Source organism: Flavobacterium sp. KACC 22763, assembly GCF_028736155.1.
In the GTDB taxonomy this organism is placed as follows: Bacteria; Bacteroidota; Bacteroidia; order Flavobacteriales; family Flavobacteriaceae; genus Flavobacterium.
Genome location: NZ_CP117879.1, coordinates 3,327,922 through 3,350,513, shown reverse-complemented (window position 1 = coordinate 3,350,513; position 22,592 = coordinate 3,327,922). Strand labels below are relative to the sequence as shown.

The window sequence follows — 22,592 nt, the reverse complement described above, 5'->3', positions numbered from 1 at the left end:
TTTTGTTTAATTACTGTTTAAAAATTTTGTTTTTTGATTGTTCGTATTCTTTAATGTACTGTACACTTTCAATACCTACATTAACATTGTTTGATAATAAAGCCAAAGCTTTTTGAGTTGCTTTTAAGGCTTCTTCGGGATCATCGTAAGTTCCTAATTCTGTTTGCGAAGCTACCGCAGTGGTGTCATTTTTTTCGCTAACAAAAAAGTAAGTCCCGATTCCCAGCAAAACAACAGCAGAAGCTGCAATCGATAACCACGCCACGTTTCGTTTCTTAGTTTGTAGTGGAATCTCATACGTCGATTTTTGTTCTTTTGCTTGAGAGAAATAGCCAAACATAGGTTTGTACTGCTCCAAATGCTGCGCAACATTTGATGAAGAAAAGTATTCTTTTAATTGATTTTCTTCAGCAATAGAAGTTTCTCCCTGAAAGTATTTTTCTAATATCTCTTCTATTTTATTTAGTTCCATAAAGGTGTGTATTTGTCATTGATTCTCTAATTTTTTTTCTCGCTCTAGAAAGTGCCACTCGTATTGCGGTTTCGTTCATGTTTACGATTTTGGCTATTTCTTCAAATTCATATTGTTCAACATCCCGAAGCTGAATTAATAGTTGCATTTGTTCGGGCATTTCGTTTATAATTTTTTCGACCCATTCTAAACTGTCTTGGTCTTCTAATTTTTTATCCAATTGCGGCTGCCGATCGGTAAAATTATTATGGACAATCTGAAGATTACTGGCTCTTTTAGATTTTAGCTGGTCCAGACAATAATTTTTTGTCATTGTCATGGCCAATGCTTCGACGCTATTGTAGCTTTGCAGATTATCTTTTTTGTTCCATAATTTTACCATTACTTCCTGAGTTGCATCTTCTGCTTCTTCAGTGCTGGTAAGCAATCTTTTTGCCAGACGAAAAACTTTGTCTTTGAAAGGATTTATTAATTCTATAAATACAACTTGGTTCATTAATCTGATGGTTAATCGTTAGCTTATATATTCAAGACGAGGCACAATTATATTTGTTACAAGAAAAATTAAAATATTTTTTTCACGTAAAAAAATACTGCTTTTTAACGTAGCTAAAATTAAAGATGCTACTTTTACAGTAATACTACTAAGATACCGAAATGATATGAAAACAAATTTTAAGAGCGTTCTTTTTCTATTTTTATTCGCATTTTCTTTACAGTCTTGCGAAGATCAGGATGATGTTGCAGCTCCAGCAGATCTACAGATTAATAATTTTATCTGGAGAGGATTAAATGAAGTTTACTTATGGCAGCAAGATGTTCCAAATCTAGCTGATGGCCGTAATTTACAACCAGATTTCGATCAGTTTTTGAGAGGGTACAATCAACCTGAAGATTTGTTTCAAGATTTATTGAACAAGCCAGTGAGTAAATATCCAAACGGAGATGCGATTGATCGTTTCAGCTGGATTGTTAACGATTATACTGTTTTAGAACAGGAATTAAGTGGTGTTACAAAAAATAATGGTGTCGATTTCAGATTGAGTCGCGTTGCAGCAGGATCAAATGACGTGGTGGGTTTTGTACGATACATTATACCAAACTCTGATGCCTCTACAAAAGCAATTAAACGTGGTGATCTGTTTACTAGTGTAAACGGAACAAAACTTACGGTTTCTAATTATCAGCAGCTGTTGTTAAATCAGGATAGCTATACTTTAGATTTGGCAGATTATAATGGAACAAGTTATGTTCTAAACGGAAAATCAGTTGCTTTAACTAAAACTGTCTTAGAAGAAAATCCAATTTTGATTAATAAAGTGATTGCTTCTGGAAGTCATAAAATTGGTTATTTAATGTATAATGGTTTTTACCCAGGATATGATGATAAATTGAATCTGGCTTTTGGCGAATTGAAATCGCAAGGTATAACAGATTTAGTTTTAGATCTTCGATACAATGGAGGAGGATCTGTTGCATCTGCAATTAGACTTTCTAGTATGATCACAGGACAGTTTGATACTCAGATTTTTGCAAAAACGCAATTTAATGCTAAGTGGATGAAAGACATGACTGCCGAAGATTTAGAAAGTTTAAATTACAGATTTGTGAATAATATTGATGGAAAGGCATTAAACAGTTTAAATTTAAGCACAGTCTATATTATTACAACTGCGAGTACAGCATCTGCGAGCGAATTGGTTGTAAACGGGTTAAAACCTTATATCAATGTAGTTCAGATTGGAGAAACTACAACAGGTAAAAATGTTGGTTCGTATACGATTTATGATTCTGAAACTTTGTTTACTAAAAAAGGAATCAATCCAAATCATAAATATGCAATGCAGCCTTTGGTTTTTAAAATTTCAAACTCTGCCGGTTTTGGAGATTATACTCAAGGATTACAGCCAACATATCAACAGTACGAGAAAGTAAGCACTTATGGTGTTTTAGGAGAAACTTCAGAGCCTTTGCTTAATTTGGCTATTTCAAAAATTACAGGATCTAGTGCTAAAAGAATTCTGGATGATTCTGCGCCAAATACTCCTTATTTGACAGATTCAAAAATCATAAATGGATTAAGACACGGAATGTATTTTCAAAATGCTCCTAAGAATTTTTAGAATAATAAAATCCAATTAAATAGAAAAGGCTTTCATCACTGAAAGCCTTTTCCATAAAAAAAAACAAAAACTAATTCTAATTGTAAAATTAATCGTTAAAGTAGAATCCGTTTGGACCTACACCTACAGTTAATTCTTTTAATAAGCTTCCGCTTAAATTATAAATGTATGCTTTACTGCTTGAAGCAAAATCACCACCATCTGCAATAAAGATTTTATCATTTTTTACCGCAAAACCATACATTTTTCCATACTCAGAAGTTGAGCTGTATTGGAAAATAGGAGTTGTAGAAGCTGATGTTGCAGTATAGTCTATAGCATAAACCGCAGTTTCTAGAGTATAGTAGATTTTATTGTTGTTAATGTCTAGATTTTTAACTCCGTCAAGAGATTCAGGGAAAGTAATTTTGCTGATAGAATTATCAGATAATTTTACTTTTACAATTTCGCTTCTTTCTCCGTATGTGCTTCTAATTACGTACAAAATACCATCTTTAATTTCCATTGTATCTGCTCCCAGACCAAGATTTACAGGAGTTTCAAGCTTATTTGTTGCGGTATTCACTACAAGTAATTTGTCATTGTTGTAAGGTTCAGTTACATAAAGTTTATTGTTGTAAACTTCAATGTGGTTAGCAGTTGTATTTAGCGCAATTGTAGATTCTACTTTATTTGTAGCTAAGTTGATAACGGCGATAAAATCATCAGTGTTACCAGCAGGGTTTGTTTTAGACCAATACGTATTAGCATTAGTTACATAAGCTTTTCCGTCTTTTACAACACCATATCGTGGAGTAATTAAACCAGTTTCAATTTTTGCTACAAGTTTAAATGTATAACGATTTACAACATTTATAACATTAGAACCGCCAGCAATGATGTATGCTTTATCTCCATCGAAGAATATATTTTGAAGATATTTTCCAACAAAATCAGAACCATTTACAGTATTGTATACATCTTTTGTGAAAGTATTTAAATCGTCGCTAACGAAAGAAACAGAACCGCCATCAGTGAAATTTCCTTCGTTTAAGATGAAAATACCATTATCATAAACTCCTTTTGGATCATTGGAGTCATCATCATTAGAACAAGAAACAAGAAGCGAAACGCTAAGTGCTGCTAAAAATAATCTAGTTAATTTCATTATATTAAAATTTAAGGTTTAAGTACAAATTAAAATTTCTTCCTGGCATTGGTCTGTATTCTAAACTTTGATAAAATGTATTCCAAAGATTTAGAACTTGAAATCCTACTTTGAAAGATGATAAAAGTTTAAAATCGTAATCAATTCCAATGTTTGATACGTTGTAGGCATCAACAATTTTCTCAGGATCGTTGTCAGATTGTGTATAGACAAAGCCATTATAAAGAAATTGATAATACGCAGAAAGGTTTTTTCTTGAATAAGCAACAGATGCCGTTACTTTATTGAAAGGAACAAAAAACAATTGTTTTTTAGTTTCAACATTCTCCGAAACTGTATAAGCATAAGTTGCATTTGCTGTCAAGTTGTTTTTTCCAAAACTTTTTTTCCAGCCCAACAATGTTTCAGCTCCATAGCTATTTACCTTGTCTGTATTTTGTGGCATCCAGATACCATTTGTTCCAGGAACCCATCTCAACAAATCTTTTATTTTCATGTAATAAAAGGTCTGCGATATATTAAAATTTTGAAAAGTAAAAATATTTCCTATTTCAGCCTGATAAGAGCTTTCAGGTTTTAAGTTTGGATTTCCGCCTTCTTCCCAATACAAATCATTAAAAGTTGGAATCCTGAAATTTCGTGATACATTCAATTTCAAATTGTATAGTTTTCCAAACTGATAAGAAGAACCAACGGAAAACAAAACAGGAGATTTATAATTGTCCGTAAATTCTTTGCGAACACCGAATTCATTTTTCCAGTCAGCAGAAACATCTTGTTTAATAAGTAAAGCTGCAGAACTTATTTCTCTTACATTATCACCAAAACCAGAACCATATCCTTTCGTTCGATTATAGTCCAAAATTCCGTTGACTTGCAATGATTTGAATAATTGATATCCTAAATCTGCTTTTGTGATAAAGCTTTCAGTTTTTCCGTAAGTATAAATATTACTCGAATTATCTGCATAATACTGATAGTTCTCGAAAATATAAGCGGTTTTTAAATTGGTTGTAAACTTCCCAAAGTTACCGTCATATTCTAGTAAGTTTCTATTAAAACCATTAACATATTTACTTTTCATTTCCGATTCGGACACTAAAGAAGTATTTCTATCTGTATTTGAGCTTTGGGTGTATAATCTTAGAATGTTTTTGGCATTAATTTTATAACCAGCATTGGCGCTTAGGGTAATAACATCATATTGCCCATTTTGATTCCAGCGCTGTTCGCCTTTCCAGTTGTACTGATTCAGATATTTATAATCGTTAGTCGAACTATTTTTCGAAAGTCCGATTTGAGCACTCCATTTTTTGTTAGAAATAGAAGTTTTATAATTAATACCAATCGTATTAAAACTGCCATAGTCTAGTCTTAAATTATTCTCAAAACGATTAGAAAATAACAAATCGTTGTTTAAATGCACCGTTCCTCCAACTGCACCACTTCCGTAAATAACACTTCCGCCACCTGCTTTTACACTTATTGAATTATAATCTGAACCCGAAATTGTGTTGAAATCGGTGCTTCCGTTCATTTGAGAATTGATGTTTATTCCGTTCCAAATTACTGCTGTTTGAGAAGAAGTTGTTCCTCTAAAAGCGACCGTAGATAACATTCCGCGACCATATTCTTTAAAGTAAATCGTAGAATTAAAGTTTAATAAATCGGTTAAAAGAGCTTCGTTTTTACTAATAACAGAGTCATTTAGTTTTAAAACAGATTGTGAAACCGAATAGGATTTTAAATTTTTGTCTGAAACCAATACTTCTTTAAGACTGGTAATAGAATCGTTTTGCGCCGAAATAATCTGACACATTACAAATAAGCAAAAAGCAAAAAGTCGTTTTAAAGTCATAAATTCTTCACTCTTTTTCCCGAGAGTTCGATAAATTGTTACAAAGGCAGGTCTCCTGGCTTGCGTCTTGCTGTTTACCTTCCCATCACGCAAGGCGTGACAGTGGTTTGTAGTTAACAGCAAGCATTCGTTTTGAACTTAGCTTACAGTTGCGGGTACAGCTCAAGAATTTACTTGATTCCCTTTTAATGTATTTTTAAATCAAAAACACAACCTTAATTTGCTGCAAAGATAAAGTTAAAAATATTGATTATTCAAATTTGTTTTGCGTTTCATGAAAAATTATAAATTATTTGCATTAAAAATCGATTTTTATAACTTCTCCGAAATCAACTTTATTATTGAAAGCTTCCTTTAATGGCAGTGAACTCTGATGGCATAAGACACTTCTGATGATTCCGGCATGAGCAACAATAACGATTGGCTGATTTATTTTTGAAATGGTTTCAGATAAAAAGTCACCAACTCTTTTATGCAGTTCTACAAAAGATTCTCCATTTGAAACTTTTATGTTTACAAAATCTTCCATCCATGGATTGAGTTCTTCAGACGGAATATCGTTCCAGCTTTTCAATTCCCAATCTCCAAAATTCATTTCTTTTAAGCGTTCGTCTTCCTGATAAGAAATAGTTTTGATATTTTCTTGAATATGTTTAGCTAAAATAACACAGCGCTTTAACGGACTTGAGAAGATAATTGCCTCAGAAGGAAGTTTAGAAATAATTCTGCCAAAAATTTCATCAAAAGGTTCAGCAATATCAACGTCTGACTGCCCGTAACAGATTCCTTTTTCGCAGACAGTTTCGGTATGGCGAACTAAATAAATTTCCATAAAAATAAAATGCTTAAATAAAATACCACTTCACAAACCTGTTGTGTCGCTCCAAGACAATCTCCTGTATAACCGTCAATCCATTTTTGAAAATAACGCGCTAGAAAATATCGAGTTATAAAAACAGGAATTATAGCAAGAAGAAATTTCAAATTGAAATAAGAAAATACAATCAGCGGAATTAATCCAAAAAAGAAAGAACCAAAAATTTCTTTCCAAGTGTATTGTTTGGCAATAGGTTTGCTTTTGCTCGAAGCATCATCACGAGAATATTCGTGTGTAAAAATAATGCTGATTGCTGCCAGACGACTCAAAGAATGCGCGGAAATAAATAAAAGGAAAATTAGTGAAATGTTATTAGTAAAAAGTAAAATAGATTCTGAAAGCAATTTGAATTTTAATAAAAAAAGTAAAACCAATCCGATTGCTCCATAAGCACCAATGGCACTATCTTTCATAATCATCAAGATTTTTTCTTTAGTCCAGCCTCCGCCAAAGCCATCACAGACATCGGCAAATCCGTCTTCGTGAAAAGCTCCTGTTGTTAAAATAGAAGCAATAATCGCTAAAATAACAGCAATTTCTGTTGAAAGAAAAAATGAAAAAAGATAAAAAGTCAGAAAGGAAATACTCCCAACAATCCATCCAATAAAAGGAAAATATCTTGTGGCTTTATTTAAATAATCTGGATGATGCGTAATGTTTTTTGGACACGGAATTCTGGTGTAAAACATTAAACAGGTGAAGAAAATGTGCAGTTCTTTTTTCATTTGATTGTGATTATTTGGCTAAAGCTTCTTTGGAAGCAAATTTATAACCTCCAGATAAATCTGGAGGCAATTCAAAATAAAATTTTGAAAAAAAAGATTTCTATGAATTGCCAACATCTTTAGATGTTGGTTTGTTTATATGTATTAAGAAAGGCTTTAGCCAAATTTTCTTGAGATTGCTTACATTCAAAATTGACTATAAAATTTGTCATATTTCATTTGACTAGGGCTATTTGGCTAAAGCCCTTTTTGGGTGTCAATATTAAACCAACATCTAAAGATGTTGGCAATTCAGTTTGTATTTGTAAATCTATTAGTATTTCTTTTTCAAAATTTAATCGTACTCTTTTTTTGAATTGCCTCCAGATTTATCTGGAGGTTGAGAAAATGTCAAAGAATGAGGCTTTAGCCAAATTTTTCATAAATGCTTAAACCCAAATTTGATCATAAATTCATCATATTCTTCTTGAAATGTTTTCTTTTTATGATGTTCTTCCTGATTTTTAATATAATCCCGAACTTTATCTACAATAGATTCTGAAACTGAAACAGCAAAATACTCATCTTGCCATTCGAATTTATGTTTAGTTAACTGATTTTTATTAATCCAATATGAAGATTCGCCTTTTAATAATTGTATTGTTTTTTGTATAGTTTGATTATTTCCCAGTGAAATTAAACAATGACAATGATCAGAATGGCCACTAATAAAGTCAAGATAAATTTCCTTTTTTAAAGCATTTTCTTGTATGTGATGCCATACTTTTTGACGAAGATTAATTGTATTTAAAAACGGGAATCTATTTTTGGTACTCCAGACACAATGAATATAAACTTTTGTAAAAGGCATGTAATAAGTAATTTCAATTAGAAATTCAAAGCTATGAACTTTAAATCTTAAAAGAAAGTTATTTCCTACTTATACCTGCACTTTCAAAACTAGCCATTTCATTCAAAAAAGCCTCAGCCGATTTTAAAATCGGAAATGCAATGGCACAGCCAGTTCCTTCTCCTAGACGCAAATCAAGATTTAAAATAGGTTTTGCTTCTAAATAATTTAGCAATTCTGAATGCGCTTTTTCGGCAGAACAATGACAGAAAACAGCATTTTGTTTGATATTCGGATTTATTTTAAAAGCAATCAAGTACGCGACAGTGCAAATAAAACCGTCAACAAGAATCAGCATTTTGTTTTCAAAAGCAGCCAGCATTCCGCCAGCCATTTGAAGAATTTCAAAACCTCCAAAATAGGAGAGTTGCGATAGTATTTCGGCTTGACCAGAATAGGTTTCAATTGCTTTTTTGAGTAAATTTTGTTTTAGGAGCAGTTTTTCGTTTTCAACTCCAGTTCCTTTTCCGACACAATCTTCAATAGGGAAACCTGTTAAAATACTCATTAAAACAGAAGCGGTAGAAGTATTTCCAATTCCCATTTCTCCAAAACCAATACAATTCGAGCCAGATTTTGCGATATTTTCAGCAATTGATTTTCCTTTCTCAAAACATAACTGCACTTCAGATTCGCTCATTGCAGGAACGTGAAGAAAAGACTGAGTTCCTTTGGCAATTTTTGCATCGATTAATTTTGCATTGGTTGGAAAATCATAATTAACACCCGAATCTACAATTGATAATTCTATATTATTCTGATTGCAAAAAACGTTTATAGCAGCACCGCCATCTAGAAAATTATTGACCATCTGTCGCGTGACATCTTGCGGATAATCGCTTACGCCATGATTGGCAATTCCGTGATCGGCAGCAAAAACTACAATATTAGGTTTTTCGATTTTTGGATTCAAAGTTTCAAAAACCGTTGCCATTTGGAAAGCCAAAGATTCTAATGTTCCCAAAGAACCAACAGGTTTTGTTTTAGAATCTATTTTATCTTGTAAAATGGTGTAGAAATCGGTTTTATTTTGGATTTTGTTTTCTGATTGAAAATCGAAAGAAGAAACATTTATTTGATGAATTTCTTTGATTTCTGTGCAAATGGGAGCTTCTGATTTTTGTTTCCAATGCAATTGCTGCAGCATTGGCTGATTATTATAATTGGTTGCTGGTTTCCCGATGCAGAAATAGCCAAGCGGTTCTATATTTTCGGGTAAATTGAGAATTTTTTTAAACTGATAATAGTTAAGAATTGAAACCCAACCCATTCCGTAACCTTGTTCTGTAAGCGAAAGCCAGATGTTTTGCGCAGCACAAACCGAACTGAATTTCACGGCTTCGTTACTGCCAATTGTTCCAATTGTGAATTGATTTAAAACGGAACGGTCATAAGCTATTATAAGTCCGATTGGTGCTTCTTCGATTGCTTCTAGTTTAAGGGACCTGTAAAGTTCTTTTTGTTCTGGATTATCAGTAAGTTCTTCGGCTTTTTTATTGTAATCTAAAAACAGCTTTTTAATAGACGTTTTAACCTCATGAGATTTAATGAGATAATATCTTGTAGCATCGGTCAGTCCTACAGACGGAGCCCAATGTCCAGCCTGTAAAGCTTTCTCAATTACGTGATCAGGAACTTCGTCGGCAGTAAAATGTCGTGTGTCGCGGCGTGATTTTAATATATCGTCTAAATTGCTCATTTCTTTAAATTCCAATTTTTTAAATTCCAAATTCCAAATCTGAAAAAGGAAAGATTCTAGTAAAGATAAAGCATAGCTTTGAAATTTGGAGTTTAAAACTTGGAATTTCGTTTCAATTTATTGGAATTTGGAATTTTTTGTATTGGAATTTATCCTTTTATTTTAACCGGAATTCCAGAAACCATCAATACCACTTCATGGGCATTTGTCGCAAGAAATTGATTCATCCAGCCTTGAAGCTCAACAAATTTTCTTCCGATATGCGTTTCCGCATGAACCCCCATGCCAATTTCATTTGTTACAATAATGATATTAGCATTTTTGTGTTTTGCAATGGCAAGAAATTCTTTTTTTGCTTCTTCTAGGCTTAATGCGACATCATTTTTAGTATCGATAAAAAAATTAGTCAGCCAGAGCGTTACACAATCAATTAGGGCAGTTTTTCCAGAAAAATCAATTTCACTTAAATATTTTTCTTTTTCAATATTCGTCCAATGTTCGTCTCTTTCCTGCTGATGGCGATCAATTCGATTTTGAAAGTCAGCATCCCATTTTCGGGCAGTTGCTACATATATAGGAGAGCCGGAAAGTTCTAAAGCAAGTTTCTGTGCATAACCACTTTTTCCAGAACGTTCGCCACCAGTTACTAAGTAAATCATTTTTATTAATTATAAGTTTTGAATTATGAGTTATGAGTTTTGTTTGGCAATTTATAAATTAAATTATGAGCTACTCACTCATAACTCATAATTTATAACTCATAACTCTTTAATAAGGGCAATGTCGACAATTATTTCCGCAACAGGTTCCTCTTTTTAGATGAAACCAAGTTTTAAAGACATAATTGCCATTTTCGATATAAAAATCGATTCCCTCAATTAGATTGTCGGTTTTGGGTAATTGCATAGCTTTATTATTAAGTGCCTTTTTTGGGGTTAAAGTTTCAATGTAAGCATCGATTTTATCTTCGCAAGCTTCTTTAAAACATAGAGGACAAAGGCAGTCACCTCCGTCGGCAAGGTTGAAAATAGGAGGGTAATCATTACACCAGCACTTATTTTCAGATGAAATGTCTCCGCATGAAAAAGCGGCTTCACAACTGGAGCAAATTTTTGTTTTTGGTGCACTCATTAAATAAAAGGCTATTTGTTTAAATTTGTACAAATAAAGGTAAACAAAAAAAATAGAAATTGATTTACCTTTGTTGCTATTCAAAACATAAAATATGAAATATTTTTTCCATAAATTATCAGTCGTTTTTTTACTTTTTATAGTAGTTGGCTGTAAAAAAAATGAGATACAAACTCCTGTAAAATCTGCCACTGCCAAAGAATGCATCGAATTTGCATCGGGACTTTCAATTGTGAAAAACGAAGGCTATTCAATTGTAAATGTGGTGAATCCGTGGCCAAATGCTAAGGAGAAATTCACTTACATTTTAGAGGAAAAAGACTCACAAATTCCAGACAGTTTAAAAAAATATCCCTCAATAAAAGTTCCACTAGAAAGTGTTGTTGTAACTTCAACTACAAATATTCCTTTTTTAGAAATGTTGGAAGTTGAGAATAAATTGGTCGGATTTCCTCATACCGATTATATTTCTTCAGAAAAAACTAGAGCATTAATTGATAAAGGTTCTGTGAAAAACGTTGGACAAAATGAAAAATTGAACATTGAACAATTAATAGAATTGTCACCAGATTTGATCGTTACGTTTGGTGTCGATAATAATAATCCGATGTTGGATAATTTGAAAAAAAGCGGTTTAAAAGTTCTTATTCAAGGCGATTGGATGGAACAGTCTCCGCTAGGAAAAGCAGAATGGATTAAACTTTATGGTGCTTTATTCGGGAAAGAAGAAAAAGCAAAAGAGCTCTTTGATAAAATCGTTGAAAGTTACAATCAAGCAAAAAAACTAGTAACCGATAAACCTGCAACTTCAAAAGTTTTATATGGTTCTATGTACGAAGATGTTTGGTATGTTGCCAAAGGAAATAGTTGGGTGGCGCAGTTTATGAAAGATGCAAAATCTAATTATTTATGGGCCGACTTGCAAGGAACGGGAAGTGAAGGATTGTCTTTTGAACAAGTATTAGATAAGGCAAAAATAGCTAATATATGGATTGCTTCTGGATCTTTTAAAAGTTTGGATGAATTGCAAAAAGCAAATCCGCATTATGCAGAATTTGACGCTTTTAAAAATAAAACGGTATATAATTTTGAAGGGAAAATGGGAGCAACAGGCGGAACAGTTTATTATGAACTTGCACCAAGCCGTCCCGATTTAGTTTTAAAAGATTATATCAAGATTTTTCATCCAGATTTACTGGCAGGCTACGAATTTACTTTTGCATCAAAACTGAATTAAATTGGCAAATAAAAAACGAAATACCATTTTATTTGTCGTTTTGGCTTTAGGATTTTTGCTAATGTTTTTTGCGAGCATTAGTTTAGGGTCGGTTACAATTCCGCTAAAAGATGTTGTAGCCAGTTTAACAGGAGGTCAGGCAACAAAATCGACTTGGGAATATATTATTATTAATTACCGTCTTCCTAAAACCATCACCGCGGTTTTAGCAGGAACAGGACTTTCAATGAGCGGACTTTTGATGCAGACTTTGTTTCGAAACCCGCTAGCAGAACCTTATGTTTTAGGGCTAAGTTCTGGAGCTAGCTTAGGTGTTGCTTTTGTAATTTTGGGAGCAGGATTTTTGCCTTCATTTTTAAGTGTAATTGCATTGTCTTCTTACGCCATTGTTTTGGCATCTACTTTAGGAAGCACATTGGTTCTTTTCTTAGTTTTAATTGTTTCGCAAAGATTACGGAATACAATGGCAATCTTAATTGTGGGACTGATGTTTGGAAGTTTTAGCACGGCAATCGTAAGTATTCTGACTTACTTTAGCACGGCAGAACAGCTTCAGAAATTTACTTTTTGGACAATGGGAAACCTCGGAAATCTTTCATGGTCAAACATTGGAATTTTAACTTTCTGTGTTGGAATAGGGTTACTTTTGAGTGCCAAAAGTATCAAACCATTAAACGCTTTGCTGCTTGGAGAAAATTATGCCAAAAGCATGGGATTGAATTTTAAACAGGCTAGATTAATAATTATATTGGCAACCAGCTTATTATCTGGGGCTATCACTGCATTTGTAGGGCCAATTGCATTTATCGGTTTGGCGGTACCTCATATTGCAAAGCTGACTTTTCATACAAGCAATCATACTATTTTGTTTTGGAGTACTTTATTTTTTGGTTCGATAATAATGCTGTTTTGTGATATTGTTTCACAAATGCCTGGTTATGATGTCACACTTCCAATAAATGCAATTACCTCTATTATCGGTGCGCCGGTTGTTATTTGGCTGGTAATGAGAAAAAGAAATTTTTAAGTAAAGTATTACAAAAAAGCAATATCTTAGTTTTTTAAACACATAGATACATAGTTTTAAAAGCCGATTAAAGGCGTTTCACTTTTTGCAACAATCATAGTTTTGCAAGAATAAATAAGACGATGTTCTACTTATAAAAAGACTATGATTACCCAAAAATATTTAGATGAATTAACTTATAATGTTATCGGAGCATGTATTGAGGTGCATAAGGAAATCGGAAAAGGGTTACTTGAAAATGTTTATCATCAATGTTTGAAAGAAGAACTTAGATGTCGAAATATAATTTTTGTTTCCGAAATGAAAGTTCCTCTAATTTACAAAGGCAAAGAAATAAACGCAGATTTCAAATGTGATTTATTAGTAGAGAATTGTTTAGTTGTAGAATTAAAAGCAACATCAGAATTAAATCCTATATATGAAGCGCAATTAATGACTTATATGAAACTTTTAAGAGCGCCTAAAGGCATTTTGATTAATTTTAATTGTTTTAATATTTTTAAAGAAGGTCAAAAGACATTTGTAAATGAATATTTTAAATTGTTGCCAAAGTTTTAAGCTCAAAGTCTATGTGTTAATTTACGAGTAAATTTTCAAATAATCTTTTAAATAAAAAAAAATAGAAAATCTATGTTTCTATGTGTTTAAATAACAACCACAATGATTAGAAGTATTTTAAAGACATCAAATTTAAACATTGGATACAAATCCAAGAAAGGTGTTACGACTATTGCTGAGAATCTTAATCTTAATTTTGAAGCGGGTAAATTAATTACTTTGATAGGAGCAAACGGAATTGGAAAGTCAACTTTACTCCGAACGCTTACAGGAATTCAGAAACCTTTATCGGGAAATGTTTATTTGAACGAAAGAAATATTTCAGACTATCAGCCTCTAGAATTGGCACAAAATCTCAGTTTGGTTTTAACCGAAAAACTGCCACCAAGTAATCTTTCTGTTTTTGAATTGGTAGCTCTGGGTCGCCAACCTTATACCAATTGGGTTGATAAATTGTCTGACGAAGATGTTCTAAAAGTGCAGGAAGCAATGAATTTGACGCAAATCGAACATTTAGCTTCAAAAAAACATTTTCAAATTAGCGATGGACAATTGCAGAAAGTTTTAATTGCAAGAGCTTTGGCGCAAGATACACCTTTGATTATTTTAGACGAACCAACAACGCATCTTGATTTACTGCATAAAGTTTCCTTGTTTAAGTTATTAAAGAAGCTAACACAAGAAACTCAAAAATGTATCTTGTTTTCTACACATGATATTGATTTGGCTATTCAGTTAAGTGATGAAATGATTATGATGACACCAGAAAATATAGTGCAAGATCAGCCTTGTAATTTAATTTCTAATGGAAGTTTCAGCAATTTATTCAAAGATGAACATATTGTTTTTGATGCTGAAAAAGGGAAGTTTATTGTGAGTTAGAATTATTGTTTTCAAAACGTACACGATAGACTTGAAGTAGTTTTTCTAATTCTTGATTTTTTATATCTAATTCTCCAATATCAATCTTTTCATTATTAAATGCTAAGTAAGTCGTGGAATTTTTCCCTCGTCTTTCGCTAAAAACTCTATCGTTTTGTATGTTTTTCCAGTTGAGAAGTTTTAGGTTTTTTAATTTAATTCCTTCATCATTTATTATAATTTGAGGACTGTTATCTAGTAATTTTTTAATTTGATTGTAAGTTCCATAAAAACCAAGTCCTAAAAAAAGTATTCCCCAATATTCTTTTTCAATTAACATATAAACACCTAAAAAAATACTTCCCACGTACATTGCCAGAAAGAAGAGAATAATAGTTTTCGAAAAATAAATAACTGTTTCTTTTGGAATCGAAATATCATCTTTGAAAATATCTTTTTCTAGAAATTTTTTGTCTAATTGTTTTAATTTTTGTTTTTGCTGATAGTTTTTAAATTCTGTCTTTTCAAACCAGCTGCCTTTCTCCCAAATTAATTTTTCTTCGATGGCTTTTCTTTGTAATTCATGGATATTTCTAACATTTTCATATGCCCATATTTTCCAATTATTAACAAAATAACTCCATACTAGCCAACCAGATACAAATCCTAAAAGAAAACCAACGGGAATAATCCATCCTTCTAACAATTTTATGTACGAAAAGTAAATTCCGCCACACATAAAGCCAAAAGTTACAATCATAGGCAAATATTTCAATTGCCATCTGCCTTTGCTTAATGCTTGATCTACCGTTACGTTTTCTTTCATAAAGATTAAAGAAGGATTTTAATTTGCATATTTTGATGAAGCAAATAAACAATTAAATTTTTTTCAATCCAATCTGTCTCTTGGCCTCTCCAACCACAAAAGCAACCGAATTAGCAATATTAAAACTGCGAATAAGCGGTGACATCGGAATCGTTAAATGATTTTCGAATCTTGCCATAAATTCTTTGCTCAAACCAACGCTCTCTTTTCCGAAAACCAGCCAGTCGCCATCTTGAAATTCGTTTTCTAAATACGATTTATCAGAATGTGAACTCATTAAAAAGACGCGAGATTGATCTGGAATCTGTGCAATCCATTCTTCTACATTTTGATATTCTGTAACATCAAGATGAACCCAATAATCCAATCCAGAACGTTTTAGATTTTTGTCATTAATCACAAATCCGAAAGGATGAATTAAATGAAGACGGCTTTCTGTGCCTACACACAATCTGCCGATATTTCCAGTATTATTTGGTATTTCTGGTTCTACAAGAACAACGTTTAACATCTTTTTTTAGTTATGAATTATGAGTTATAAGTTATGAGTTTCTGGAAATTATCTAATTGGCACATTGACTAATTATCTAATTGAAAATCGGAAACTTCCAAAACTTGACCCGCTTTTAAGTTTTGCAAATATACATTTCCTATTCGAACGCGAACGAGACGCAAGGTTGGAAAACCAACTGCAGCGGTCATTTTTCTGACTTGACGAAATTTTCCTTCTCTTACTGTGATGGATGCCCAAGAGGTTGGGCCATGACGCTCGTCTCTTATTTTTTTTGCCCTCGCTCCAAAATCTGGAATTTCGGTCACGATAGATGCTTTGCAGCGTTTCGTTTTGTATTTCCCACCGTCAAGTCCAATTTCTACCCCATTTTGTAATTGTTCAATTGCTTCTGGCGTAATTAATCCGTCAACCTGAACATAATATTCTTTTTCAACCTTTTTACTTCTTACGAGTTCGCTCATGTTTCCATCAGTTGTCAAAAGAAGCAATCCTTCAGAATCTTCATCCAATCTTCCAATTGCCATTGTACCTTCTGGGAAATCGTACAATTCGCCCAAAAGCTTTTTCTTTCTTTTTAATTCGTAAATAAATTGGCTCAAATAACCGTAAGGTTTAAAAAGAATGAAGTGTCGGTGCATTTTTAATTTTTTGCAAAGATAGCTTCTTTCTTAAAACTAAAACTGATAACTATTTTTCAGATTTCATTTTTTTCAACCATTGGTAGACAAACCAAATTACAGTTACGGCAAAAATGACAATTAAAACTGAATAATAGTTTTCGAAAAATTCATGAAAATAACTTCCGACCAAAATATAAACAGAAGCCATACAAAGCTTAATCAATATAAATTCGGCATTAGACCAGCTGGTTTTAATTTTGAAGAAATTCATAATAATTAGGTGTTAAGTTGCTTTTAATAAAGGTAATAAATAAAAAACAGGTGGCAATTATAAAAGAAAAGCAATAGTAAGTCATAATTTTTTCGTGCTCAGAATTCGTAATATTATACATTAATGTAAAAAAGAATAATGCCATGGAAACAAATAATTTAGGAGCAAAAAAGATAAACGGGACACAAAAGAATATTGATGAATCTAAAGGAAAAAATGTCTCGCATGATAAAGAACTAAAAGATGCAAAACTGAATAAAGAATTGGTAACAGACGCAGACGGAGATAAAAAGATTGTGGAGCGAGCGCGAAATGAGAATGAAGACATTAACCAAAAGCTTCATAAAACAAATCCTGATAATCCAAATGCAAATCGTGGAGTGGAAACAGAGGAAGAAGCCAATAAAACAGTTGAGAACAAAGATCGTAATTCTGATATAACTCCAAATCGATATCCAAATTCACATCCCGATAATCATAAAGATCGTGGAAATATGAAATTGGATGAGGAGGAATGAGACAATACGAAATTTAAAACAAAATAGAGTCAATAAAATGTCAAATAACATAACATTAGCGGTTCGAGTTAATGTTATTTTAAACTCTTTTTAAAGCTTCTGTATCGGTTGAGATCTTCGTAAATTAGAGGAATCAATTTAAAATATATACAAAATGGCACTTTTAGAAAATAAAGTAGCTTTTGTATCTGGCGGAGGATCTGGAATCGGACGCGCAGTGGCAAAAGCATACGCTCGAGAAGGAGCAAAAGTAGTAGTAGCTGATATAAATGTAGAACACGGTGAAGAAACCGTAAAAATGATAAAGGAAAAGGGTGGAGAAGCTTTTTTCATAAAAGGAGACTCGTCAAGCGCAGCTGATAATAAACATATGGTTGAGGTTACAGTTTCCAAATACGGCCGATTGGACATTGCCTGTAATAATGCGGGAATGGGAGGGCCAGCAAAACCAACTGGAGAATATGAGCCAGAAGCTTGGGATAAAGTTATTGCATTAAACTTAAGCGGTGTTTTTTATGCTTGCCGATACCAATTGGAACAAATGGAGAAAAATGGGGGAGGAAGCATTGTAAATATTGCTTCAATTCACGGACAGGTAGCCGCGCCAAATAGTGTTGCATATACAGCAAGTAAACACGGTGTAGTTGGTTTGACTAAAAATATTGCCGTAGAATATGCACAGAAAAATATTCGCTGTAATGCCGTTGGACCAGGTTATATTGAAACAGCACTTTTAAAAGATAATTTAAATAAAGAAATGATGCAGGCCGTTGCGGCAAAATCTGCAATGAACCGTTTAGGAACCGCAGAAGAAGTTGCCGAATTGGTCGTTTTTCTAAATTCTGATAAATCATCATTTACAACAGGAAGTTATATTATTGCCGATGGTGGTTATACCGCGGTTTAATATTTTTTTAGAGAATACTATTTTGAATTAGTAAAAGCAGTAAGCGAAAGTTTACTGCTTTTTTTGTTTTTAAACCTGTTTCATTTGTAGGAAACCTAGCGTTTTCGGGGTTTTCGTGTGCTTTGGTTGTTTTGAATAATGTTTTGTTTTATGCCTTTTTTGTTGATTTTATTTTATTACATTTAGCGATGTGTTAAGTTTTGATGAAAAATATTTACAAAAACAAAAACATTAAGTTTATGTTTTTGTAATATTCGCTTAACTTTAAAGACTATAAATTTGAACTCTAAAAACTCTATTTTTTAACGTATGAAAAACAATTACTCTTTTCGTCATTTAGTGACTTTTTTAGGTTTTCTCTATTGCTTTGCCTTAAATGCGCAGACAATGCCAGCCCCTCAAGATGTACCTTATCTTCAGGATTTTAACTTATTGCCAGTAACATCTACTTCATATTCTGATATTCCTGGTTTTCAAGGCTGGAATGCAAGTACTCCGACAAGTTCGACTTTGCCTACACCTTCGTCTTTTACGACTACAACTACCTCGGATAAAACTATGGCTACTGGTGGTTCAGCTACTTCTTCAGGTGGAAATATTTATAATTTCAATCAAAAAATAGGTTTTTTAAATGCAGGAAGTTATCTGGATCAATCAATAGTACTTGCTTTAAATACAAATAACGATACTGGAGTACAAGTGGAATATAATGTATTGGTAATTCGTAATCCATATGTTTCAGGAACTTCTAATAGTCGTATTAATGAGCTAGCTTTACAATATCGTGTGGGAGAGACAGGAAATTTTATAACCTTATCAGAAACTTTTTTTCAGAATAATACAACTACACGCACAAAAGAAACCGATCCTCTGCAAACAGGGCATATAAGAGTAACGTTGCCTGCAGAGTGTGATAATAAGCCAATAGTTCAAATACGATGGTTAACAAGGCAAGTTTCAGGACAGGGTTCTCGTCCTTCTTTTGCAATTGATGACGTCGATGTTAAAAAAGATATTTATGCTCCAACAAATGTTTCTGGATATCCAAAAGTAGCTAGCATTTTAGGAGATAGTTTCAATTTTATTAATAAAATAGATGAAGTTGGAAAAACATATTATGTATTGTTGCCAGGTGGAAGCGCTGAACCAACAATTACACAGATAAAAGCAGGTCAAGATTCAAATGGAACTCCAGCACTACAATCAGGAATTTTTGATGTAACAAGTTCTGCTCAGGAATATATTAAAAGTTTTACAGGATTACCTTTAAGCACGGCATATTCTGTTTTTTCTATCTCAGAAGATATTGCTGGAAATATTCAAGCATCAGTTAATAAAGTAGATGTGACAACTTTAAGTGTAATGCCTCCTGCCATATCTCCATCTGTTTCTGCATTAAACTTAGGAGGTACTGAACCAAATTTTGATCCTTTAACAAAAAGCTATCAGATAGGAGCTTCAGATCTTACGGCGAATGTTGTGCTTACAGCTTCAGGGAATTTTACTATTTCAAAAGATAACGTGGCATTCTCAACATCTTTAACTTTTGTTCCTACTGATTTTGATTCTAATGCAACGCCAACAGTTTATGTAAAATTTACCCCAACTTCAGTTGGCAGTTTTACAGGTACAATAACTCATGAAACAACTGGAGGTACAACTAAGACAGTTAATCTGACAGCTCTTGGAGTAAATCCTTTTGTACAGAATTTTGATGATGCAAATGTTTTTGCAAATAGTAAATGGTTACAATATAATGAGGCTGGACCAATAAACAAATGGGCTTATACGAATCAGTCACGTAATGTTAACTCTGGAACTGGAGCTGTTTTAATGAACGGATTTTCGGATAGTGGTGCAAGTAAAGATTGGTTGATTTCTCCAAGATTACGTTTAGATGGTTTTAGTCAAATTCCGTTATTATCTTTTTATTCTCGTCAATTTTATGATGGGCCATCTTTAAAATTAATGGTTTCAACCAATTATGATGGAGTAAGTGATCCAAATACTGCAACATGGACACCGATAAACGGAAGATTTCCACAAGATACAGGAAGTTATGTGAAATCTGAATATATAAATTTATCGGCTTATAAAACAGATCATACTTATTTGGCTTGGGTTTATGAAACTACTTCTGGCGGAAATGATAATGCCGCAGAATGGTCTTTTGACGATTTTGCGATTATTGACGAATCAAAATATGTGGATTCTAATCCGCGTTTAGATTTTGCAGATGTAAGTCCAAATTCGGTTTCTGCTAGTCAAACTTTTGTTTTTGCAGCAGCAGGCTATGGCGATATCACTATTGCAGCTCCCGCTTCTTACGAATTGTCATTAGATAATATTTCATTTTCATCAAGCATTATTATTGCTGCAGCAGATGCATTAACCGGAAAAACAGTTTATGCAAGATTTGCTCCAACTGCAAAAGAACCAACAATTTCTGGTGTGTTGAACATTACAGGAACATCGCTAAACAAGCAAATTGGCTTATTTACGGGATCATCTATTCTAAAGGTGGATACTTTTGATGTAGTAACTTATAACTTAGAGTTTTTTGGAACTGATGTAGTGGGGAGCAACGGACAAGAATTTGGCCCAACTAATGATGCGTTACAAATTGAAAATGTGGCCAAAGTCATGAATAAATTAAATGCAGATGTTTACGCACTTCAAGAAGTTTCTGATGATCCTTCAATTGATATGCTGATTCAGAAGATAAACGTGAATGGAAAAACGTACGATAAGGTAATCTGTTCTTCGTGGTCTTATTCTTGGAAGCTTCCAGATCCGAAGTTTCCGCCTCAGAAATTAGTTGTCCTGTACAATACGCAAACTACTTCTGTAAAAAGTACAAAAGTATTGTTTAAAGAAGTTTATGATCAAATTCTAGCTCAAACTTTAGTTTTGCCCAATTATCCAGGTTCAGATACTCCAGAAAAAAATGATGACAGCTTTTTCTCTTCTGGGCGTTTGCCTTATGTGGTCGAATTAGAAACCAATATTGGTGGCATTAAAAAAGACGTTACTTTAATCGACCTTCATGCACGTGCAAATAGCGGGACATCTATAAAGGAGTACAATCAGCGTAAATATGATATTGACTATTTAAAAGATGCGCTAGATGCTGAATATCCAGATGCGAATTTAATTCTTTTAGGAGATTTTAATGATGATGTAAAAGCTTGGGTTGGAAATGCAAGTACAGCTTCTTCTTATAAGAAATTTGTAGATGATACTGTTAATTATAATGCTTTAACATGGGATATTAGTCAGGCTGGAGCTTATAGTTTTTTAAGTTCACAAGGATTTTTAGATCATATTTTAATTTCTAATGAATTGAATGATGATTATATCGATAAGTCGATTGCAGTTTACGATCCAAGAAATGATATTGCAAATTACACGACAACAACTTCTGACCACGGACCAGTAATTGCTCGTTTCCAATTGAAACAAGATGTACTTTCTACGCCAGATTTTGGAAAAAATAAATATTTTGTAAAAGCTTATCCAAACCCTGCAACAGATGTTTTGAATTTTGATGTAAAAACAACGCAAGGAAGAGATCTAAAAATCAGGTTATATGATTTTAATGGTCGTGCTATTGGAAATCCAATCAGTGTTAAGAATGAATCTGAAGTTAGCACCGCAGTTGTTGCTGTTGGTAATTTAGTTTCTGGAGTTTATTTCTACACGGTTACAGAAAATAATAAAGTGATTTTTAAAGATAAAGTCATCAAGAAGTAAAAATCTTCTATAAAAAAACAGAAAAGGCAGTCTTAAAATGACTGCCTTTTTTTATATAAATACTTTTTTCAATTTCTCTAAATCAATATTGCTATGATCTGAAAAATTGAAAAAATAATCCAATTGCCATTTCTGCGTTTTCTGCGCTTGCTTACTCGTGGTTTCGTCCCACGGCGGATAAACTCTTGTAGCTCTTATTCCTTCTTTATTTTGGGTAGAGAAAATGCCTTTTTCAAGTAACGTTTTCTTTGGAAAAATAAACTGTCCCCAATTCTCATCTTTTCGAACAGTCACAATTACAAAATCAATAGTATCCGAATAATCAAAAGGTTCAATTATACCTGATTGGTTTCGTTTCCATAATGTGACGAACTGTCCCGTTTTGGTTGGGGTAATTTTCGCCTCTCTATAACAAATATTTTTATTGTCTAGCTGAAAACGAAATGCACTGTATTCTTCACTTTCCTTTTCTTTTTCTAAAGAAGTCATCTGCAAATCTGCTCTGTCAAAAATACTTTCTTTGCTCAATACTAAATCAGGTGAGCCAATGGTAAAATTCATAAAAATCTATTTTAAAAA

At 32.9% G+C, this 22,592-nt stretch carries 23 protein-coding genes and 1 riboswitch; of the genes, 8 read left to right on the top strand and 15 right to left on the bottom strand.

The window, feature by feature from the left end; all coding sequences use genetic code 11:
* Positions 1-10: 10 nt before the first annotated feature.
* Positions 11-472, bottom strand: coding sequence for a PG0215 family putative anti-sigma factor (locus PQ463_RS13680; protein ID WP_202006097.1), 462 nt, complete (start codon positions 470-472; stop codon positions 11-13).
* Positions 459-968 (bottom strand): GFO_1088 family ECF-type sigma factor, encoded by a 510-nt coding sequence (locus tag PQ463_RS13675; protein ID WP_008464858.1) that lies wholly within the window; start codon positions 966-968, stop codon positions 459-461. The genes PQ463_RS13680 and PQ463_RS13675 overlap by 14 nt, the downstream gene beginning before the upstream one ends.
* A 166-nt stretch (positions 969-1,134) precedes the next feature.
* Between PQ463_RS13675 and PQ463_RS13670 the strand changes: the two genes are divergently transcribed.
* Positions 1,135-2,595 carry a GFO_1087 family putative carboxy terminal peptidase gene (locus PQ463_RS13670; RefSeq protein ID WP_274254183.1) on the top strand — a complete coding sequence of 487 codons (1,461 nt, stop codon included), beginning with the start codon at positions 1,135-1,137 and terminating at the stop codon, positions 2,593-2,595.
* 88 nt (positions 2,596-2,683) lie between these two features.
* Here PQ463_RS13670 and PQ463_RS13665 read toward each other — a convergent pair whose 3' ends face one another.
* The 8 genes from PQ463_RS13665 to PQ463_RS13630 all read right to left on the bottom strand — a co-directional run bounded on the left by PQ463_RS13665 (position 2,684) and on the right by PQ463_RS13630 (position 10,921).
* The gene (locus tag PQ463_RS13665) at positions 2,684-3,742 is read right to left on the bottom strand and encodes a YncE family protein (protein ID WP_274254182.1); all 1,059 of its coding nucleotides are present in this window, start codon (positions 3,740-3,742) and stop codon (positions 2,684-2,686) included.
* A 4-nt stretch (positions 3,743-3,746) separates the two neighbouring features.
* On the bottom strand, positions 3,747-5,600 hold the full coding sequence (locus PQ463_RS13660) for a TonB-dependent receptor plug domain-containing protein (RefSeq protein WP_274254181.1): 1,854 nt from the start codon (positions 5,598-5,600) through the stop codon (positions 3,747-3,749).
* Positions 5,601-5,628: 28 nt separating this feature from the next.
* A riboswitch (cobalamin riboswitch) is annotated at positions 5,629-5,833 on the bottom strand.
* Between the two features lie 65 nt (positions 5,834-5,898).
* Positions 5,899-6,432 carry an alpha-ribazole phosphatase gene (gene cobC / locus PQ463_RS13655; protein ID WP_274254180.1) on the bottom strand — a complete coding sequence of 178 codons (534 nt, stop codon included), beginning with the start codon at positions 6,430-6,432 and terminating at the stop codon, positions 5,899-5,901.
* Positions 6,417-7,202, bottom strand: a complete 786-nt coding sequence (locus PQ463_RS13650; RefSeq protein WP_274254179.1) for an adenosylcobinamide-GDP ribazoletransferase — start codon at positions 7,200-7,202, stop codon at positions 6,417-6,419. The genes cobC and PQ463_RS13650 overlap by 16 nt, the downstream gene beginning before the upstream one ends.
* A gap of 418 nt (positions 7,203-7,620) precedes the next feature.
* Positions 7,621-8,052 carry an IS200/IS605 family transposase gene (gene tnpA / locus PQ463_RS13645; protein ID WP_274254178.1) on the bottom strand — a complete coding sequence of 144 codons (432 nt, stop codon included), beginning with the start codon at positions 8,050-8,052 and terminating at the stop codon, positions 7,621-7,623.
* A 58-nt stretch (positions 8,053-8,110) separates the two neighbouring features.
* A complete protein-coding gene (gene cobT / locus PQ463_RS13640; protein WP_274254177.1) occupies positions 8,111-9,790 on the bottom strand; it encodes a nicotinate-nucleotide--dimethylbenzimidazole phosphoribosyltransferase in 1,680 nt (559 codons plus the stop codon).
* 149 nt (positions 9,791-9,939) lie between these two features.
* Positions 9,940-10,449 carry a bifunctional adenosylcobinamide kinase/adenosylcobinamide-phosphate guanylyltransferase gene (gene cobU / locus PQ463_RS13635; RefSeq protein ID WP_274254176.1) on the bottom strand — a complete coding sequence of 170 codons (510 nt, stop codon included), beginning with the start codon at positions 10,447-10,449 and terminating at the stop codon, positions 9,940-9,942.
* Positions 10,450-10,558: 109 nt separating this feature from the next.
* Positions 10,559-10,921, bottom strand: a complete 363-nt coding sequence (locus tag PQ463_RS13630; RefSeq protein WP_274254175.1) for a C1orf53 family protein — start codon at positions 10,919-10,921, stop codon at positions 10,559-10,561.
* A gap of 94 nt (positions 10,922-11,015) precedes the next feature.
* Here PQ463_RS13630 and PQ463_RS13625 point away from each other — a divergent pair, with 94 nt between their 5' ends.
* From PQ463_RS13625 to PQ463_RS13610, 4 genes are all read left to right on the top strand, one after another.
* On the top strand, positions 11,016-12,158 hold the full coding sequence (locus tag PQ463_RS13625; RefSeq protein WP_274254174.1) for an ABC transporter substrate-binding protein: 1,143 nt from the start codon (positions 11,016-11,018) through the stop codon (positions 12,156-12,158).
* Between the two features lies 1 nt (position 12,159).
* On the top strand, positions 12,160-13,185 hold the full coding sequence (locus PQ463_RS13620) for a FecCD family ABC transporter permease (protein ID WP_443135184.1): 1,026 nt from the start codon (positions 12,160-12,162) through the stop codon (positions 13,183-13,185).
* Positions 13,186-13,329: 144 nt separating this feature from the next.
* Positions 13,330-13,743, top strand: coding sequence for a GxxExxY protein (locus PQ463_RS13615; protein ID WP_274254173.1), 414 nt, complete (start codon positions 13,330-13,332; stop codon positions 13,741-13,743).
* 105 nt (positions 13,744-13,848) lie between these two features.
* A complete protein-coding gene (locus PQ463_RS13610) occupies positions 13,849-14,625 on the top strand; it encodes an ABC transporter ATP-binding protein (RefSeq protein WP_443135199.1) in 777 nt (258 codons plus the stop codon).
* Here PQ463_RS13610 and PQ463_RS13605 read toward each other — a convergent pair.
* The 4 genes from PQ463_RS13605 to PQ463_RS13590 form a co-directional block, all read right to left on the bottom strand.
* Positions 14,612-15,430 carry a hypothetical protein gene (locus tag PQ463_RS13605; RefSeq protein WP_274254171.1) on the bottom strand — a complete coding sequence of 273 codons (819 nt, stop codon included), beginning with the start codon at positions 15,428-15,430 and terminating at the stop codon, positions 14,612-14,614. The two genes, PQ463_RS13610 and PQ463_RS13605, sit on opposite strands and share 14 nt — an antisense overlap.
* A 52-nt stretch (positions 15,431-15,482) precedes the next feature.
* A complete protein-coding gene (locus PQ463_RS13600) occupies positions 15,483-15,941 on the bottom strand; it encodes a tRNA (cytidine(34)-2'-O)-methyltransferase (protein WP_274254170.1) in 459 nt (152 codons plus the stop codon).
* 68 nt (positions 15,942-16,009) lie between these two features.
* Positions 16,010-16,582, bottom strand: coding sequence for a pseudouridine synthase (locus PQ463_RS13595; RefSeq protein ID WP_274254169.1), 573 nt, complete (start codon positions 16,580-16,582; stop codon positions 16,010-16,012).
* A gap of 49 nt (positions 16,583-16,631) precedes the next feature.
* Positions 16,632-16,835: a hypothetical protein gene (locus PQ463_RS13590; protein WP_274254168.1), complete on the bottom strand. Its 204-nt coding sequence runs from the start codon at positions 16,833-16,835 to the stop codon at positions 16,632-16,634.
* Between the two features lie 143 nt (positions 16,836-16,978).
* On the opposite strand from PQ463_RS13590, the gene PQ463_RS13585 reads away from it, so the two are divergent.
* The 3 genes from PQ463_RS13585 (at position 16,979) to PQ463_RS13575 (ending at position 22,013) form a co-directional block, all read left to right on the top strand.
* The gene (locus tag PQ463_RS13585) at positions 16,979-17,353 is read left to right on the top strand and encodes a hypothetical protein (protein ID WP_274254167.1); all 375 of its coding nucleotides are present in this window, start codon (positions 16,979-16,981) and stop codon (positions 17,351-17,353) included.
* Between the two features lie 154 nt (positions 17,354-17,507).
* Positions 17,508-18,260, top strand: a complete 753-nt coding sequence (locus PQ463_RS13580; protein ID WP_111424600.1) for an SDR family NAD(P)-dependent oxidoreductase — start codon at positions 17,508-17,510, stop codon at positions 18,258-18,260.
* A 309-nt stretch (positions 18,261-18,569) separates the two neighbouring features.
* On the top strand, positions 18,570-22,013 hold the full coding sequence (locus PQ463_RS13575) for a T9SS-dependent choice-of-anchor J family protein (protein ID WP_274254166.1): 3,444 nt from the start codon (positions 18,570-18,572) through the stop codon (positions 22,011-22,013).
* 51 nt (positions 22,014-22,064) lie between these two features.
* Here the strand turns inward: PQ463_RS13575 and PQ463_RS13570 are convergent, their stop codons facing one another.
* A complete protein-coding gene (locus tag PQ463_RS13570) occupies positions 22,065-22,574 on the bottom strand; it encodes a MepB family protein (protein WP_274254165.1) in 510 nt (169 codons plus the stop codon).
* Positions 22,575-22,592: the final 18 nt, after the last annotated feature.